Annotated in this window: 13 protein-coding genes; 8 read left to right on the top strand and 5 right to left on the bottom strand. The window is 46.6% G+C overall.

Annotated features, from left to right (window positions below; genetic code table 11):
- The first annotated feature begins 50 nt into the window (after nt 1-50).
- A complete protein-coding gene (locus tag J4377_RS09765; protein ID WP_038484790.1) occupies nt 51-812 on the top strand; it encodes an SDR family oxidoreductase in 762 nt (253 codons plus the stop codon).
- Nucleotides 813-891: 79 nt separating this feature from the next.
- On the opposite strand, the gene J4377_RS09760 is transcribed toward J4377_RS09765, so the two are convergent.
- Nucleotides 892-1,932, bottom strand: coding sequence for a hypothetical protein (locus J4377_RS09760; RefSeq protein WP_253485382.1), 1,041 nt, complete (start codon nt 1,930-1,932; stop codon nt 892-894).
- Nucleotides 1,933-1,971: 39 nt separating this feature from the next.
- Complete coding sequence (locus J4377_RS09755; RefSeq protein ID WP_038484784.1) at nt 1,972-2,601, bottom strand: hypothetical protein; 630 nt, start codon at nt 2,599-2,601, stop codon at nt 1,972-1,974.
- Nucleotides 2,602-3,079: 478 nt separating this feature from the next.
- On the opposite strand from J4377_RS09755, the gene J4377_RS09750 reads away from it, so the two are divergent.
- From J4377_RS09750 to J4377_RS09735, 4 genes are all read left to right on the top strand, one after another.
- Entirely contained in the window at nt 3,080-5,821 is a 2,742-nt protein-coding gene (locus J4377_RS09750) for a DNA methyltransferase (protein ID WP_253485381.1), read from the top strand.
- Between the two features lie 3 nt (nt 5,822-5,824).
- Nucleotides 5,825-7,906, top strand: coding sequence for a DEAD/DEAH box helicase (locus tag J4377_RS09745; RefSeq protein WP_253485380.1), 2,082 nt, complete (start codon nt 5,825-5,827; stop codon nt 7,904-7,906).
- Nucleotides 7,903-9,219 (top strand): GIY-YIG nuclease family protein, encoded by a 1,317-nt coding sequence (locus J4377_RS09740; RefSeq protein ID WP_253485379.1) that lies wholly within the window; start codon nt 7,903-7,905, stop codon nt 9,217-9,219. Before J4377_RS09745 ends, J4377_RS09740 begins: the two co-directional genes overlap by 4 nt.
- 92 nt (nt 9,220-9,311) lie before the next feature.
- Complete coding sequence (locus J4377_RS09735; RefSeq protein ID WP_253485378.1) at nt 9,312-12,179, top strand: TrlF family AAA-like ATPase; 2,868 nt, start codon at nt 9,312-9,314, stop codon at nt 12,177-12,179.
- 173 nt (nt 12,180-12,352) lie between these two features.
- Here the strand turns inward: J4377_RS09735 and J4377_RS09730 are convergent, their stop codons facing one another.
- Nucleotides 12,353-12,538, bottom strand: coding sequence for a hypothetical protein (locus J4377_RS09730; protein WP_253485377.1), 186 nt, complete (start codon nt 12,536-12,538; stop codon nt 12,353-12,355).
- 146 nt (nt 12,539-12,684) lie between these two features.
- Between J4377_RS09730 and J4377_RS09725 the strand changes: the two genes are divergently transcribed.
- The gene (locus tag J4377_RS09725) at nt 12,685-13,230 is read left to right on the top strand and encodes a hypothetical protein (RefSeq protein WP_253485376.1); all 546 of its coding nucleotides are present in this window, start codon (nt 12,685-12,687) and stop codon (nt 13,228-13,230) included.
- Between the two features lie 82 nt (nt 13,231-13,312).
- Here the strand turns inward: J4377_RS09725 and J4377_RS09720 are convergent, their stop codons facing one another.
- On the bottom strand, nt 13,313-14,953 hold the full coding sequence (locus J4377_RS09720; RefSeq protein ID WP_253485375.1) for a hypothetical protein: 1,641 nt from the start codon (nt 14,951-14,953) through the stop codon (nt 13,313-13,315).
- 287 nt (nt 14,954-15,240) lie between these two features.
- On the opposite strand from J4377_RS09720, the gene J4377_RS09715 reads away from it, so the two are divergent.
- Together J4377_RS09715 and J4377_RS09710 are read left to right on the top strand one after the other, a co-directional pair.
- Entirely contained in the window at nt 15,241-15,855 is a 615-nt protein-coding gene (locus tag J4377_RS09715) for a recombinase family protein (protein WP_198349660.1), read from the top strand.
- Between the two features lie 390 nt (nt 15,856-16,245).
- Nucleotides 16,246-16,965 (top strand): hypothetical protein, encoded by a 720-nt coding sequence (locus tag J4377_RS09710; RefSeq protein ID WP_253485373.1) that lies wholly within the window; start codon nt 16,246-16,248, stop codon nt 16,963-16,965.
- A 1,288-nt stretch (nt 16,966-18,253) separates the two neighbouring features.
- On the opposite strand, the gene J4377_RS09705 is transcribed toward J4377_RS09710, so the two are convergent.
- Nucleotides 18,254-18,511, bottom strand: coding sequence for a hypothetical protein (locus tag J4377_RS09705; protein WP_253485371.1), 258 nt, complete (start codon nt 18,509-18,511; stop codon nt 18,254-18,256).
- Between the last annotated feature and the right edge of the window lie 494 nt (nt 18,512-19,005).

The following is a 19,005-nucleotide window of genomic DNA, read 5'->3' as shown; positions in this document are numbered from 1 at the left end:
AAGCAATTTAAAGTATCGGTCTTTATAAGTATCGGCCTAAGGAGAATCAGATGAACCTGACAAATAAAGTGATCGCGATTACCGGGGGAGCTCGCGGTCTGGGCTTTGCTATGGCGGAGCGGCTAGGCAAGCAAGGTGCTCGGTTGGCGCTTTTGGATATGAGTGCAGCAGCATTGGATGAGGCGGTATCAGCGTTAGCGTCTCAAGATATTCAAGCACACGCATTTGTGACCAATGTGGCTGATGAGCAGTCAGTGCAGCAGGCATTTGCTGACATTGCGGCCCGCATGGGACCGGTAGGCGGTTGTATTAATAATGCAGGGATCACTGACGATGGCTTGCTGATCAAAGCAAAAGAAGGGGTGGTTGAAAAACGTATGTCGCTATCTGCTTGGCAGAAAGTGCTTGATGTCAATTTAACTGGCGTTTTTCTGTGCGGCCGGGAAGCGGCAACGCAGATGGTAGAAGCTGGGCACCAGGGCGTTATTGTCAATATTTCAAGTATTTCCCGAGCCGGAAATATGGGGCAAAGTAACTATGCTGCTGCTAAAGCTGGTGTCCATGCGTTGACAGTTACCTGGGGCAAAGAGCTTGCCCGTTACGGTATTCGCACTGGAACCGTAGCGCCAGGGTTTGTTGAAACCGACATGACAGCTTCCATGCGGCCTGACATGTTGGAAAGAATCTCTTCCAGTGTGCCTCTTAAGCGGTTGGGTAATCCGGATGACATCGCGAAAAGCGTTGCCTTCATTTTTGAAAATGATTACTTCACGGCGCGAATTATCGAGTGTGACGGCGGTTTGCGGCTTTAAATAACGGTGGCAACTAGCTAATAGGCCATTGGCTGAATTGCCAGTGGCTTATCGCGTGTTCGCGGTGGGCCACTAATTGCTAGAAGTGGAAGTAATCGCGCTGGAGTTCGCGCTGGAAATACATTTCTACCCGTAATGTCATCGCCCAGCGCGGGTCGTAGCTAACCTCTCGCTGAAAATGCAGTTCTGGAATGACATCTGCAAACAGTATTCCTTTATGAATATCTCTGCGGTAGCGAGTTTGCAGGTAGTAGTTTGTCATTCGTGGGTTAGACAGGCTTTCGCCAATAGCGATAGCTGAATAGCGAAGTGCACTACGGCGGTTCAAACGCTGGTTTAGCTGCACTACCTCACTGTATTCAAGCGTGTCTTCCTCTTCACGCCATTGCACATTGGTGATAAATCGCAGGTGGCGATTGGTGGAAAGCGGGCGGCCAAAATCCCACTCGGTGCGTGCTGAATAACCTGAGTTGTTAAACCAGGATAGTCGATTAAATGATTCTAGCTGCCAGGGGCTATCCTTAAAGTCCCACAGGCGTTCGCTGGTAAAGCGGACATAAGGGTCAAGAGGCAGACGAAGGCGTACGCCAGCGCCAAAGCGGTTGCTCCAGTTCTCACGTTTGTCTCTACTTTCTAACCAATCAAGGCCGAATGTCGATGTTCTACGATCGCGCTGATCGTTATAGAGCCGCCCAGAGCCTTGATCAGCCAACGTGCCTTGTGATTCTTCTGGATCACTTTCGATGATTAAGCGAAGGCGGTCTTCTGTCGTGGGAAGATCGATGCGATAGCGCACGCTAATGTCTCCGCTAGTGCCTTCGCCTTCCATCCAGTCAATTTCCTGGCCAAGGCGAAGGTAAGATCTGTTATCGACAGAAGCTGATTGATCACCACCAAAAAAAGAGTCAATGTTTCTTGATGTGTTGTCTACCCAGTTGCCAATGCTTGCTCGAAATGGCTCAACGCGCGCTTCAGCCCACTCCGGTAAGTCGCTATCTTCCTCCTCAATAGAATAGGTCTCTGCAGTGGTAGCTCCAGCAATAGAGGTTTCAGCAGAATAAGAGAGTGGCGACAGTGCACAAAATACGCCAAGGCAAACGACAGCGAGCACTGATTTCATCGAAGGGTCCCTAGAAAAATGTTGTCCGAATGCGACTTGTTATTTTGCTTTGTACATTTCAATATCTTTAGCCCATTGCAGTACGCGTTGTCTTTCTCGGCGGCTGGTCATACGTTTCGTATCGACCTGCAGCGGGGTTAGTTGTTGAAGCGGGTCGGCTGACAAGTTTAATTCAAAGTGCCGTGTTGCGCCGACAGGCATATCTTCAGAGCTATAAATAGCGATGACGCGTATTTCGAGTTGAGGCGTATGCTGTCTTAAAGAGTGCTCATCAATACCATAGTGGCGGATAAGTTGCTGCAAGATAGCGCCAAAGGATTGTATGTGAAGATAGTCGCCCGACGCTAGGGGGCCTTGGTGTGTCCGATAACCTGCTTTTTCATCATCGCCGCTTTGCTGCTGATATTCCACAACATCAAGCTCATAGCTGTGCTCATTCGTGTGTAATACAGCAACTAAATGCTGAATATAAATGGCTTCACTGCTCATGTTGCTTATCAAGCAGAGCGCGTCTTTGCCAACACCCTTGCCTCTGTTAACGATAATCCTAGGGCGTCGCTGGCGGACATAGCCGTTGTAAAGCAGTTGGGCATAAAATACCCAGACAAGAAGGGTGCAGATGCTGGCAATCGCAGAGATTGCTTGGGCGTTATCTTTAAGCCATTCCATGGGTTGAGGTCCTTCTCAAATCAAAGTGGCATTGATAACTGCTAACGTAGCTCAAAAAGAGGTTGGGGTCAGCTAGTTGAGTAATGCTGGGGTCGTAAAACAAAAAAATTCGGTTAGCATGAAGCTACCGAATTTTTCGAAGGTAAAGACCTTTAAATTGGTGCGGATGGGGAGAAGATCACTCCCACACACAGGGCACCAAAACTCCCTTCCAAATCAATCGCTTATCGGATAGCGCTTGCTTACCAATTTTCAAGAGTGTCACACCTAAGTGGAGTGAAAACAGCTCCGTATCCTAGCGGCTGATTCGTCCGCTGACAACCCGCGTTTCAAAAGAGGCTTTCCTGTTACTTCTTCCCCTAGTGGCTGCTCGCAATAAGGGTGTCTTTCAAGTGACACGCAGTGGTTGCCTAAGTAGACTCTAATGAAAATGAACTAAAGCTCAGTGGGAGCTAACTTGCGGGGGAGTGTTAGGCGAATGGCTTTTGATCAGACTTATTGTATGGATACGCTGACAGCGGCAACGCAGCCAGACGCCGACCGTAACGAATTTATTTATGCATTCATGGACGCTTACGGCTTTCCAAAGGCAACCATCACGCAAGTTCGTAATGGCGGGCAGCGAAACGTGGCCAGCCGAATGGGCGAGGGCCATGTTGCGTTAAAAAACTGGCTTTACTTCATGCCGGTGCGGCATGGCGAGAGTGTCCATGAAGCCCTGCAAGTGTTGGCAGATGAAGATGAGCCAGCCCGACACAAATGCCGCTTTCTGGTTGTTACAGACTTTCACGAGCTGACAGCGCTGGATACCAAGTCCAGTGAGCGTCTTGAAGTGCCGTTTAGCGATTTGGCCACGCAATACCTTTTCTTTGCCCCTATGGCGGGTCTGGAGCGCACCAAGCACTTCGAGGAGGCGTCTGCCGACCTGAAGGCGGCGGCCAAGATGGGGCGGCTGTTCGACCGTCTGAAGGAGGTCAACGAGTTCAGCACGCCGGAGCAGCTGCACGCGCTCAACGTCTTTTTGACCCGGCTGCTGTTCTGTTACTTCGCTGAGGACACCGGCATCTTCCCGAAAAATGCCTTCACCAAGGTCATTACTGAGGCCAGCGATGAGAGTGGTGAAGGGTTGCCTGAGCTGTTGGCTCAGCTTTTTCGGGTGATGAACCAGCCAGAAGGCAAACGACCTTCAGATCTTCCCAAGCACATTGAGCAGTTCCCCTACGTCAACGGCGGACTTTTCCGTGATGACCTTCCCGTGCCCGAAATTCGCGGCAAGGGCCGACGGATGATGATCGAGTGCGGTCAACTCGCCTGGGAGGCCGTAAACCCTGACATCTTTGGCTCAATGTTCCAGGCTGTGGTGGATGAAGAGAGCCGTGACTCTTTGGGACAGCACTATACCTCTGTGCCGAATATCATGAAGGTCATTCGACCGCTTTTCCTGGACAAATTATACGCTGAGCTGAACAAGTCTAAAGGCAATCGGAAAAAGCTTGAGGCGCTGCTGGAACGGCTAACGCGGATTCGCGTGTTCGATCCGGCGATGGGGTCGGGCAACTTCTTGATAATCTCCTACAAGGAGCTGCGCCGCTTGGAGATGGCGGTGTTCAGGGCACTCCAAGAAGCATCCGGCCAGCAAGAGATGTTCATGAGCGGGATTCGTCTCAGCCAGTTTTACGGCATTGAGATCGATGACTTCGCACATGAGGTGGCGCAGCTGTCGCTGTGGCTGGCTGAACATCAAATGAACACGTTGTTTGCAAATGAATTTGGTCACTATCAGCCTGCTTTACCTCTAAAAGATACGGCTAATTTGGTGGCTGGAAATAGCCTTGATATGGACTGGAGCAATGTGTGTCCTAGGAGTGAGGAAGTAGAGATTTTTGTTTGCGGAAATCCTCCATTTCATGGAACGACGGGTAGAAGTGTCGAGCAGTCGCATGACATGAAAAAGGTTTTTGGAAAGAAGCCCCTCGGCTATCTAGACTATGTTGCCTGCTGGTTTCATAAAGGGGCTGAGTATTTGAGAGAGGGTGGAAAAGTTGCATTTGTGGCCACTAACTCTATCTGTCAAGGCCAGCAAGTCGCCACATTGTGGCCTGCAATCATGGAGTCGGGCGTTGAGATTTTTTTCGCCTACCAGACGTTTGCTTGGCGAAATAGTGCACAGGGAAATGCAGGTGTCCATGTGGTGATCATTGGTTTGAGGAAAGTATGCTACGACCAAAAAAAGCTTTTATATCAAAATATTGATGGCGGGTGGCATGCTCGACAAGTAGAGAATATAAGCCCTTATCTACTTGAGGGGAAAGGCACGGTTGTCGCAAGTCGCAGATCCCCTTTCGGAAGCGCCTCTAGAATGATTTTCGGTAATAAGCCCACAGACGGTGGGAACTTTATTCTCTCTCAGTCTGAAAAAGAGATTTTGCTTGAGAGAGAGCCAGGACTTGAGCCTTGGATACGGCCTTTAATTGGCTCTATGGAGTTTTTCAGTGGTAGCTTGCGGTGGTGTCTGTGGCTGGTGGGCGCTCCTGAAGAAATATTGAGCATTCCTGAGGTTAAATCTAGGGTCGACGCGGTTCGAGATTTAAGAGTTGATGCAGGACATGCTGCGGCACTATTGGGCGCTACAAGGCCACACCAGTTTCTACAGGTCGCGCAGCCGGAAGAGGGGAGCTATATTCTCGTTCCTAGTGTTTCTTCAGAAAGGCGTTTGTATGCCCCAGTTGGCATGTTTGACCACACAGTGATCGCCACAAATCTGGTGCAAATGATTCCTGATGGCTCGCTCTATGAGTTTGCCATTCTATCAACACAGATGCATATGGACTGGCTTCGTCTTGTCGGTGGTCGTCTTGAGAGTCGCTATCGTTATTCAGCAACTATTGTCTATAACACTTTTCCTTGGCCCGACGTATCTGAACATAAGAGAAAAGAAATTGAGAAGTTAGGGCGTGTCGTCATTCTTGCCCGAGCTGCCCATCCCGATAAGACGATGGCTCAGCTCTACGACCCCGACAAGATGCCCGAGAATTTGCTAGAGGCCCATCAGGCGCTGGATCGTGCCGTCGAGAAGCTCTACCGCGATCGTCCTTTCCGTGACACCGCCGAACGGCAAGAATATCTGCTGGCACGCTACGAGGAGTTGATTGAGGCTGAAAAGGTCGCCAAGGCCGGAAATACCAAGAAAGCACGTAAAACTAATACCACGCACGGATAAGATATGGCTGAGCTGATCAAGGTTGAATATGCCCGCAACGGAAAGAGCGCGACCAGTAATGACCTGGGTATGCGTGAAATGCAGGCGAGAGCTTATGAAAAGCGCGATAGCCAATATCTCCTACTAAAAGCGCCGCCTGCCTCCGGCAAATCCCGTGCCTTGATGTTTCTGGCGCTATACAAGCTGCACCATCTGGGGTTGCGTAAGGCCATTGTTGCCGTTCCAGAGATGTCGATTGGCGCATCGTTTAAGAACACCGATCTGACTTCTCACGGCTTTGACGCTGACTGGCATGTTGATGATCGCTACGATCTATGCCGAGCGGGCAGTGATAACGGTAAGGTGGATACCTTCTGTCGCTTCCTGGATGACCCTAACGCCCGCACGCTGGTTTGCACTCATGCCACTTTGCGGTATGCGTTTGCCAAACTTAGAGCCTCGGATTTTGATGGTTGTCTGGTTGCCATTGATGAATTCCACCATGTTTCCGTAGACGAAGGTAACCGCCTGGGGGGATTGATTGATGACCTCATGCGCGGCTCGAATGCGCATATCGTCGCCATGACTGGAAGCTATTTTCGTGGTGATGCTGCTCCCATATTGCTACCTGATGATGAAGCCGCATTCGATAAGGTGACTTACACCTATTACGAGCAGCTTAACGGCTATCGTTACCTCAAATCGCTGGGTATTGGCTACCACTTCTATCAAGGTGGCTATCTGGATGCCATTCGTGAGGTGCTTGATCCAGACAAAAAGACCATCGTTCATATTCCCAACGTAAACAGTATGGAAAGCACCAAGGACAAGTATGGCGAGGTCGACCATATTCTGGATGCACTGGGCGAAGTAGAAGTGCAAGACAGTCAGACAGGTATCGTGAAGGTGCGTCACCCCAGCGGCAAAGTATTAAAGGTCGCTGACCTAGTGACTGACACGCCAGTCCGCCGAGATGTTCAAGAGTATCTCCGCAATGTCGAACGTCCTGAAGATGTCGATGTGATCATTGCTCTAGGAATGGCTAAAGAGGGTTTTGACTGGCCTTATTGCGAGCATGTGTTGACCATCGGCTACCGCAATTCCATGACTGAGATTGTTCAGATTATTGGAAGGGCTACCCGTGATAGCAAAGGTAAAACTCACGCCCAATTTACCAACCTGATTGCCGAACCGAATGCTGACGATGCGGATGTAAAAGTCAGCGTCAATAATTTGCTCAAGGCTATAACGGTGTCGCTCTTAATGGAGCAGGTGCTGGCTCCTAGCGTGTCCTTCAAGCCACGTTCACGCATGAGGCCAAATGAAGAGGTCGCTCCAAATACAGTCATCATTGACGACACCCAGAAGCCAGTATCCGACAAGGTAATGGGGATTTTGGAGTCAGGAGGCCAGGAAGACATCATTGCGGCTTTGCTACAAAAGCCGGAAGTAGCCGCTACAGCCGTTAAAGAAGACGCCGAGCCAGAAGTTATCAATCAGGTTGAGCTACCGAAGATCATCGAGCGGATGCATCCTGATTTAGATGAGGGCGAGCAGGAGCTATTGCGCGAGACTGTCCTGACCACCATTAGTGCTCGTTCATCAGGCGGCTTGTTTAGTGAAGAAGATCTACCGGATGGGGCCGAAATTCACGAGCCAAATCAAGTTTATAAGACTGATAGTGATGGTCAGCCGGTAGATCCTGATCAGGCACCAGATGGCCGAGAATTTGCTGATAACGCTGGAAATGACCAAGTTAAGGGTAGCCGTCAGTTCATCAAGATCGGCGAAAAGTTCGTCAATATCGAACATCTCAACGTCGACCTGATTAATCAAATCAACCCCTTCCAGGGTGCCTACGAAATCCTGTCCAAAGCGTTAACCGCACCTGTGCTTAAAGTCATTCAAGATACGGTGGTCGGGAATCGGACGCAGATGTCCGAGGAGGAAGCTGTTGTTTTGTGGCCGAAGATTGTTGCTTTTACTCAAGAGAAAGGGCACCCGCCTTCGATCCACAGCGATGATCACATGGAGGTTCGTTACGCAGAAGCGCTGGCCTATATCCAAAAGAAAAAGAGAGAGAGGATGCGCGGGGCGTCGGCATGATCAGAACCCGTCGAGAGCCGTTAAAACGTCGAACGCTAGATGACATTTTTTCAGATAGTGATGAGTTGGGGTTGTTGGATGTTTCAGCTATCTCTTCCTCTGTGCCTTCTGCTGACCAGCGTTTGGTAGCAACGCTGAAGGCGGTCGAGTCCTTTGTTACACAGAATGAGCGTGAGCCGGATCAAGCGGCTGATGACTTGTCTGAGGCCACGTTAGCGGTTCATTTAGCGGCGCTAAGGCGCGATCCTGAACATGTTAGGGCTTTGGCAGGGGTTGATTCGCTCGGGCTGTTAGATAGCGCTAAGAAGGATATTGGGGAGACGGCACAACGTGATGCTGAAGCCTCGCATTATGAGGAAGGTTGGCTAGTTGAGGCCGAGGCGATTAAATCTGCAACGACGGATGAGTCCCTGTCTCCTGAAAGCGTTACTTCGCTTGATGACATTTGGAACAGTGATGCTCTAGGGCTGTTGAGCAGCGGTGACGAGGGCGTCGAGTCAATCTTTGATATGACTCATATTCCAGAACGCAGCGAGCGCGACTCGCCTGATGAGATTGCACAGCGAACGCATTGCTCTGATTTCTATCGGTTCTCAGGCTTATTTGACCAGGTTCGTGACGAGCTTACCGAAGGCGATGCCGAAGCCATCCGTTTTCAGCGTGAATCGCAAATCGAGAAGGGCGACTTCTTCGTTGTTAACGGCATGATGTGCTTAGTGGACGAAGTGGGGGCTAACGAGGGCGAAAATGGCCGCTACAATCCCCGCCTTCGCGTGATCTTTGATAACGGCACCGAATCTAACCTGCTACTTCGCTCGCTTGCTAGAGCGCTTTACAAAGACGCAACAGGGCGTCGCATCTTGCGGCCCGATAGCACATTCGACTCGATGCAAGGCATTACCCATCATGATAAGCGGACTGGCGTCATCTACATTTTACGCTCGCTGAGTAAAGATCCAGCACTAGCGGGCATCCGTAACCTTCACAAGATCGGCTACTCCGAAAAAGCGTTGGAGAAGCGCCTTGCCGGAGCGGAAAGGCAGCAAACGTATTTGGAAGCGCCAGTTCAGATTGTCGCTTCTTTTGAGTGTTACAACCTCGATCCGCGCCGATTTGAGCGTTTAGTGCATGCCATGCTTCATCAGCAGCGGGTGAATGTCTTGTTGCACAGCCGCGATGGCAGCACCTACCGGCCCCGAGAATGGTTTGATGTGGAGCTGGATGCGGCTCGTGAAATTGTCACCCGGATTGTTAATGGCACAATAACTTATTTTCGAATAGATAATACCACTGGGCGCCTGGTGGCCAAATAAAAAAATAAAGTTATTAACAATATATTTCCTACTAATACGCTACTTAATATATATAAAACATTGACTATTTGGTAATTAAGGAAAGGATAGGTATGAAACGTTATGAGCATGGTTCGGAATGGCGTCGCTGGGATTTACATGTCCACACCCCAGACTCAATTTTAGATAATCGATTTAAAAATGAATGGGATGATTATATTGAAGCTTTGGAAGAAAAAGGAAGTGAAGTGGCTGTATTAGGTGCTACAGACTATTTTACTATTTCAGGCTATAAAAAAATCATTGATTATAAAGCTGCCGGTCGTTTGGAAAATATAGAAGCAATATTTCCAAATATTGAGTTTAGGGTTAGCCCGGAGACAGAAAAAGATAAAGGTATTAATATACATTTAATCATTAGCCCCAATGATGAAGATCATATTGAACGCATCGATGCAGCTTTAGCTAGATTTACAATTGATTATGATGATCAAACTTATGCCTGCACTGAGCAGGGATTAATGAGTTATGGAAAAGCAATCGATCCAAGTTTAAGTCCGGAGGCTGCTTTAAAGACAGGTGCTCTTCAGTTTAAGCCGTCTTTTGACAGCTTTAAGAAATGGTTAAAAGAAGATTCTTGGCTAAGACGAAACTCAGTTGTTGTAGTTGCTAATTCGTCGAAAGATGGTGCTTCTGGTATTAGGGAGAATGGATTTCAGGAGCTTCGGAAAGATATATATTATTTTACCGATTTTATTTTTTCAGCCCGACCAAAAGATATTGCTCATTTTATGGGTAGTGAGAATCGAAGTGTTGAAGATGTTATCCAAGATTATAGAAAGATAATTCCATGTATTCACGGTTCTGATGCCCACGTAAAGGATAAAATTTTCAAACCTGATCTTGACCGTTTTTGTTGGATAAAAGCTGACCCTTGCTTTGACGGTTTGAAACAAGTTTTATTTGAGCCAGAGCGAGTGAAAATTCAAGAGTTAAAGCCAGAGGGTAAGCCTCCGTATCAAATAATTCGCAGAGTAAGGTATGTTGATAAATCAGGAAAACATTTGTTTGGGAGAGATTGGATAAATTTTAATGAAGATTTGAATACCGTTATAGGTGGAAAATCATCTGGCAAATCTATGCTGCTTTATCATATTGCTAAAGCTATAAACCCTGAAGAGGTCCGTCATAATATAACTACATCGAACTCATCCAGTTATGATGACTTGAAAAGTGTAGGGTTTGAGGTCGAGTGGGGTAATGGTGAATTGTCTATCATTGGTGACGGAGAGGACTTTAATCAAGAAAATGAAGTTAGTTTTAAGGCTATAACATATATCCCTCAACTATACATAAATAAACTGGCTGATAAAGATGGTAAGGAAGATTTAAATGAGCTAGTTGCTAGTGTTCTTATGCAAAATAAAAAGCATAAAAAATTAGTCGATGAAAATAAAAATGAAATTACGTTGCTCAAAAAAGAAATATCTAATGGTATTGATAATCGGTTTGAACTTCGCGAGAAATTGACTTTTATAAACAAAGAAATAGCTGAGATTGGCAGCGAAGAAGCAATAATAGAAGAAATCTCGCGCCTAGAGAAGACTTCTGAAAAACTTCGCGAAAAATCTAAGTTTAAACCTTCTGAATCTTCTTTATACGAAAAATTAACTCGTAGAAAAAAGCGTTTGTTTAAAGCAAGGGATAAATTTTGGGATATTGGAAAAGGTTTGATCAATATAGCAAAAACAGTAGAAACTGACAGATTAACTTGGTTAGAAAATATTTCGAGCGACCTCCGGTCTAAATCTGGGTTTGTCGGTAATTCTACAGTTTTAAAATATTTAAATGATGATTTAGTTAAGAATTTGAGTTCCAGTTTTGATGTTTATAGAGAAGCAGTAGAGTTAAAAAGTGCTAAAGCTTTTTCTTTAATTAGTGAGTTGGATGGAAAAATTTCAGGCGTAGAAAAATCACTAAATCCACTGGAGGAGATGGTGAATGGTCTTTCTGAGTTGAAAAGACTAAATTCGCAAATTGAAAATGAGCGCAATAAACTTAAATTAATTAAAGAAAAGTCACGTTACAGAAATGAAATTGTTTCAAATGGTTTAAAGTGTAGAGAAGAAATAAAAGAAAAATTTCATGTAATGGTTCGCTGTTATATTGATATATGTGAAGATGTTGCTAATCAAAATCTTGATCAAGATATTTCTGTCGAAGCAAACTTATCAATTAATTCGCATAGATTTAATGATTTTATTGATTGCTTTAATCGTAAAGGGAATTTATCTTTTCTGCTTAATGGCCTAGTAGATGAAAATGGCGATTTTATTTTAACTGATATTGCTAATATAGACGAAATATTTAATGCTATTGCTAATAGAATAAGCGATCCAAAGTCGCCAACCCTTAGAAAGCATTCTACAGAAAAAGATGCCTTTAAGCGTTTATTTGAAGACTATTTTGAAATTAACTATATAGTTACATATAAGAATGACAATGTAGTCCAAATGTCACCTGGTAAACGAGGTTTGGTTTTGCTGAATCTGATGCTTGAGTTGAGTAACTCGACTCATCCAATATTAATAGACCAGCCTGAAGACAATCTTGATAATAGGACGATATACTCTGAGTTAAAAGATTTTGTCAAAAGGTGTAAATCAAAAAGACAAATAATTATGGTTACTCATAATGCTAATTTAGTAGTCTCTGCTGATGCCGAATGTGTGATAGTTGCTGACCAACGTGGACATGAAGAAGATCTAATTGGTGATCGATATCGCTTTGAGTATGTTGGTGGAAGTCTAGAGCTAAGTTACAGCAAAATAGGTGATGAAAGTTATAACTATCTAAGTGATATGGGTATTAGGCAGCATGTTTGTCATATTCTTGAGGGAGGAGTTAAAGCATTCAAAGAGCGTGAAAAAAAATATAATTTAGTTCAAGAGTCGTTAGTGAAAAAATTGCAAAAATCTTAACTCTTCGGGGCTTGCTGAGCCTAATATATATATTGGGCTCGCGTATCACTTCTAGCCTCTAGAGGCTTCATCAATTCAGCCCTTAGCTCCAAAACGAAGTGTATTTCTCTTGGCGAATATTCTTGAATTTCGTCCGGAAAGCGACGACGTTACAGCTGTTTTTGCGGATCACTTCACTTAGCTTTTCTAGTTTTACCATTCTTGAGTTTTGATCTTTTTTGTGATGCTTCTTGACGGCGTATGTCAGCGGCCATCTTTGCGTATTTCTTGTGAGCTCGTAGTATCACTGGAATTAACAGTATCGCCACTCCAAGCATGGCCAGCACTGGTGCTATCATAATCCAATTTTGAGTAGTCATGGTCTATTCCTGACTAACCTGTCTCGACTACCTTTTATATTAGCAAGCCTTTGCAAGTTTATGTGCTCGCTTTTCCTTCAGGTCCATCTTAAATTAACTCTGTTGTATGGTCATGTCATCAACAGGTGTTAGTGAGAGTAGACGAAATGCTTGCATTTGAAAAAAATGACGCGGAAGTGCTGAATGACGGCTTATCAAAAATCGTAATGGAGTTAGTTGGTTACGAAGTTACCAGTTCGTGTATCCCGCTTAGCCTAAATCATAGAATAGCGGGTAAAACCTTGTGGGGCGATCAGCTCCATCGTTTCGCGACCGAATTGGTGATGTCCGGAAAATGCCGCCACCCTGAGGAAAGAGGGCAAGAGCACTATAGTCTGACCTTCTTAGATACGGGTGCTTACGATATATCCCCTGAATTCACAGAGGCACTTCACAGCGTGCCAAATACAATTGGGGATCATTTGCTTGCTGATGAGATTGAGGGCGGGTTGGCTCGAATAAATTCTCTCAACTCCTTTGGAGGCCCAGTGCCAGGGTATTTTCAAGCACGTATCCCTGTGTCTTCCCAGCAAATGTCTCGCCTGATGACTATAGTTGAGATGAAAGCCTACGCGTTTATTCATATCACCGAAGCGGTGATAGATGGTCAGCGTTGGATACGTGATCTGACGTTCAAAAGCTACAAAAAGTAAACCTTAAGGTGTCTGAATGTGTATCGCGCCGAGGCAGGCTGATTGCATGGTTAGCGCTGCTTCGGTGTTACTTAGCATGTATTTACCCGCTGTTTAAAAAGGGTGGGTCAGTGGTATTTGAGTGTCGGAGTTCACCCTTAAATAATTGCGGTAATTCCTCTCTTCGCCTCCATGCTCTATCTGGTGCTAGAAGGCTGGGAGAGCGCTTCAGGGACGTTTTGCTGATGAGGTATCTCAGCGTGTCACGTTGTGGTTGCCTACTCTCCAAGGCAAGTTTTAGATCGATACGAGACATATGCAGAGCAGTGGACGACATCCGCTGTGATAGGGATGGAGCATGTTGCCATTTCCGGCCTACCTTGGCGCTTGTTCGAATGGTCGCATCTGCTAATGCCATCTTGTCATGCTTCTTGGTGGTTAGATCAGTCGCGGTTGCGAAGCAAGGATCAAACGGCTCATCTTGTATGACCTCAGCATCAGCCACAGACCTCTCGTAATCACGCTCTCTCGGTTGATGACATTGTCGCTGCTGCCTAAACAACAGCTCGGCATCGGCCATATTTTGCTCATAGGCCAGTTCGGTATGCAGTGCATCGCGTAGCTCTAGTTGTTTGAGCAGCCAATCAACAGCGGTGATTAAGTTCTCGTAGTCGCGTTCCCGCATCTTCTCTTTCACTAGCTTCTTGGTTTCCCAATAGGCATCTACGCCAGGATCGGTTTCTTCATACTCCCAATCGTATTGTGGTTCGCTGTTACGAAATTCATTCCAAGCAAGTTGATCGTCGATTTCCGTAGCATGTTCATCATAAAGGCGATCGTCAGCTGGGCTTACGTTTGGCTTCCAACCTTTGAGCAAGTAGGTAAGCGACTGATGGCAGTTAAGGCCGGTGAGTTTGCTCTGGTTGGATTTCAGTCGTTTCTGTTGTGTCCAGGCGGCTTCATATAGTGATCTTGCTGATGAACGCAGTTGGTTAGGCACGAAGATGCGGCAGCTTCCGATATCCATGTAGCTGCTTTTCTTTTCCAGAGACTTCGACATGTAATCAGCCGCGCCTATGTCGATTGGAGCCAGCTCAAACCCTCCGAGGGCGTCAGTATGGAAGAAAAGCTGGCTCTTAAGTTGAGGCTTGCTATTACTGCGAGAGCGCTGTTTGTATCTGTGCTGAAGTCTACAGCCGGAGTAGACCATGTCGGTGTCCTGCTTGAAGCACTCTTTAACGGTGGATTCGTCACGTTCGTGGTAGGCAATGATGCAATGACTATGAAGGTTTCCTTTCTGGTCTTCGAGAACGCCATACCAATGAGCCTGAACGCCTCGGTATTTGAGGCGCCTGTTTATCCGGTTCGCGTAGGCTCCTGCTTTGGAGCGTTTGTCTTTGTCAGTCAGCGCCTGTGTCACTGACTCAGAGAAATTGACCGTTATGAAACCGATTTTCCATCCCTGTAACGGACTAACAAGATCTGCCAGGGCTAGAAAGTAAAACCTTAGTTCTAAGGAGAGGCTATGTCTGTTCAGTTGGCAGCGCAATTCCTTATCCTTCCATCTAGGTAATATCATAGACTCTAAGGGAAGAGCTACTGGGCAAAGGTGCTGCCCTATAACCTTGTTAAGGTGCCAAAGGCGCACCCGCTCTGCGTTTGTATTTGTTTTAAGTAAGTTGTTACTTACACTTTTTGTTGCATTTTTTCCGTTGCGAGTATCGCACGAAGCTATCTGGTTCATGTTACAATACCTATCTAATGATCAATTGCCGGCCTCTTATGGGTCGGCATTTTTTTATGTCTGTATGAAACAAGTTGGTTTGCTATTTAATGCTTTCAAAGTAAAGCGTGACGCGTCACTTATTCGTTGGGTTTATGTTTAGTTCTTATAGTTCCTGTATCGAAAGGTTCACTTTAAGATCCAGTTTGAAAAGTGCATGACTGCCAGGCTCTTATACGTAAAAATAGCTTTGATCCATATATAATACTGCTAACCCAAGTTGTGAGCTATATGCCGAAGGAGTTTTTATGGGTGCTATTGTCGGTTATTTAAGAGTGAGCACTGACGATCAACAGACTGGTTCGCAAAAAAGTGAAATAGAGTCTCGCTACTCAGTTGATCGTTGGTTTGAAGATGCTGCTGTCTCTGGTGTTGTTAAAACGGAGAAGCGTGAGGGCTTTAGCAATTTAATGAACTATGTGCGCGAGGGTGACACTTTGGTTGTTTATGCCATCGATAGGTTAGGGCGCGATACCATCGATGTTTTAAACACCGTCGAATCCCTGCACGCGAAAGGAGTGGCCGTTATCTCAATTAGAGAGGGGTTTGAGTTGGGCACTCCGATAGGTAAGGCGATGTTAACGATGCTAGCTGCAATTGCCGAATTAGAACGGAGTAACATAAAGGCGCGGCAAATGGCCGGTATCGCGCGGGCAAAGAAAGACGGCTTACAGTTTGGTCGTGAGAAGGTCATAGATGATCGAGCAGTGGCGCTGTGGCGATCACAAAACAAGCAGTCGATAGCCAAGACTGCCAAGCATTTTGGAATTTCCACTCCATCGGTGAAGCGAGCTTGCCGTAAGGCTGCTGAGGAGGGGTGGTTGGATGAAGCTAACCTGCAAATGAGTAAGCAAGCAAGTTAACGCCGACATAAATGATGCCCTCAAGCGCTCAAATTTGCACCGTGAGCGCTTTTCCCTCTCTGCGCTGTGAAACCCTTCAGCGCAATGCTACGCGCTTTTAAACATCTTTTGCGAAGTGTTTAGCCGCAGGTTTTCGCGTCAGCAAGAAAAACCACTAATCCCGATGATGGCAGGATGATTAGCATTGCTGGTCTCTGTAAAATCCTCTGCATGCAGTGTCTGTCAGCCAGCCTTCAACAACGCTGTTGCCATTTGGATTTCAGGAAAGGCGGAAGCTGGTGGCTAATATGAGCGTTTAGCTATTGGGATGGTTTTGTGTTCGTTACCTATCTCGGTCGATACTGGTCGCACTCAAGACGATCAATTTATTCGTAATTTACCGAGGTGGGCATGAGCCAGGAAACGGAAAAGAGCCTTTGGGCTGAGTTTAGAGCACTGATTAACAAAAACGAGCGTGAGACGGCCGCTATTGTGTCAGCTGTCTTCGTTGGAGGCCTTGCATTGATTCTACTTTTGGCTGGCCAAATAGAGGGTGGAGCGTTTGTATCTATGCTTGGACTCTCGTTTGTGATTGGGTTATCCATCGCACTCTGGGGTGGGTTCTCAGAATTAAACGTATTGGGTGCCAGCCTTAAGCTTAGAGAGCTGACTTTTGATGCTAAAAAAGCGATTAATGGTTTAGAAGAGGGTCGAGTCAATCTTTATCGCATGCTTCTTTTAATGTCGATGCGTCATCCAGGCGGTATATCCAATAATTACGGTGATGGCCGTGTCAAAGATTATTTGACAACTATTAAAATTATCCAAAAAGAGGGCGTTTTCAATGCGCTCAGCGGCGAAATTTACAGGCATTGTCAAGACTTGATCACAAGTCAGGTGAGTAGTCTTTCTGGATATATTCATCCTGAAACTGGTTTCAACTTTGAAGGTGTAGAAGCCAAGGATATGGCTGTTGTTTTTGAGGAATGGTGCAGAGGCAACGGAAAAAAACACTTGACCGATGGCACTGTTATGATGGTTAGGTTAGAGCTAGACCGTTTAAGAGAGCTCATCGAGATCAGGCAAACAATTGCGGATGATATTGTGCTCAGCTTAAGAAGAAATGGGTAGAGCTAGTATGCGAATGTGTCGGATGCAAACTCGCCCAAGGGCGCTTATCTGCTCGATCTAGCGCTAGCCAGAGAGCTGACGCTTAGCTTCTATGTATAAGGGTATTGCTTGTTGCAGTGGGGCACCAGAAAATCCGCCCCTTGGTTCTATAAGGGAGGCGCCTATTTCGTCTCTCGAATAGGCAGCACTCCCCACAGCATCCGCGAAAAAACCTAGGGGTTTCAGTTCAGGCCCGACTCATTGGCGAACTCTTCTCCGGCAAAGTGTCCCCGACGTCGGCGCGCGCGTTCGCGAATTTCAGTTTTGACTTGGTAGTTAGGATTAGCGGCTGTTGAACGGTTACTTTCAGGTTGGTCAGGTTGGTCAGTAGGTCAGTAGGTCAGTAGGTCAGTAGGTCAGTTAGGTCAGTTAGGTCAGTTAGGCAGAGAGCAGAGAGGCTAAAATGACTTGGTGTAAGGACTTAGTGTTGGGTGTCTAGTGCGCTTGTTGGCTAAGAGTAAGGCTTGAGAGGTAAAGTGATTTTCAGTGATAAGCAGAGGTATTTGGTTATCGTCGATTTTTTTGGGTTTATTCGTTTTTTCTATAAAAGTAGTTTTTTTAATAGTCTTTTTAATATGGCATCCGGTGGGGAGGGTGGAAAACTCCTTACCAGAGCAGACGCTATTCGCATCAAGGCTCCGGTAAGGCTTTTCCCCTCCAGCCACCCATGCTTGTATAAGATCAAACGATCCGACATCCGTATGGGGCCATCCCTCACTGCACTGAACAACGTCACATGGATCTGTGAGATCCGGGCGATCCCATGTAACGCCCGCAACGCCCCGTTCAGTGACCCCTGATGGTGATCAGGAGAACCTCTTCAGGCACAGCCTATTGTCGCGGATCTCTTCTGGCTGTCGTCGGTAAGTTTATCGCTGTCTGCGTAGGTCACCTTTCGTCGGCTCCCTCTGGCATGAATCACTGATAACTTCACTGACTTTTCACCTGTGGCCGAACGTATGTTTCTCCGATACCTCCGCAGGTGTGTGCATTCCGAACTGGCTGCATGCACAGTGATATTATCTACAGGGGATGGAGACATGGCAAGCAGATTATTGCTTCGGAGAGGTAGATCGTAAGTGGCTGATTAAATTGAGCCAATGGCGCTTATACTTGACTGTTCTTATACTTGGTGCGGGATGTGAATGTAGTAGCGAGGCCGAAACTCGCGAACCTCAACACCCGCATTGATCAGGGAAGCCTGGAGCATAGCATTGCTGGCCATGGATGAGGCTTGCACTCACTACCTCTAGGCTTTTTCCTCGCCGAATATTTCTTTTGCTTGATCACCCGTAAGCGGTGCGTCCCAGCCTTCCACGTAAGTGATTTGATCTTTCATCACGCCGAATATTGACTGCCAGCCATGGTCATCACCATTCGCTGTCGTCGGGATCTTCGTGAGTTTCACGGTGCCTGCGTCCCCGCTGATGGTGATGTCATGTCCTTGCTGTGCCAACGCGATGACCTCTTCTAACTGTTGCTGCGCCTCATCAACTGAGATTTTCATTTGCTTAAGCTCCTTGCTTACTTCGCCTGATTCAAGAATAGCCCGAGTCAAGTGAACAGCGAATTGATTACGTTGCAACTAAGCTCCAACGCTTCCAAATTTGCGTTTTAAGGAGCGAAGCTGGGAGGGGGCTGACTTCCTTGGGTCGCTAGTAAGAACGTCCTGGAAGGCTTAAATAGGGCTTTTGGAAGGTGTTTTATGGATGGGAAGCAAAGCAATGGTAGTTTGCTGCTAGCTTGAAAGGAAACCTCGAATAATCCAACGGATGGTGAGGCCGGAACAAAAGGCCAGAGCTGGTAGAAGCACCGACCACAGAGCCATCAAAAGCAATTCGGAATACACAGGATGGGATGAAAAATAGTAGTGATGAACAGGATTACGCACAGCAAGAACCAGAGTGCGCTGACTACCATCCACAGACGCATCCAGCCCGGTGACACTAACGCTTTTTCGGTTTTATCTTTCAACGGTCTGCTTCCTGACTTGGCTCCTCA

Source organism: Halomonas sp. XH26, from assembly GCF_024138895.1.
Taxonomy (GTDB): Bacteria; Pseudomonadota; Gammaproteobacteria; order Pseudomonadales; family Halomonadaceae; genus Vreelandella; species Vreelandella alkaliphila.
The sequence above is the reverse complement of the archived record's forward strand: the minus strand, read 5'-3'. Positions and strand labels throughout refer to the sequence as shown.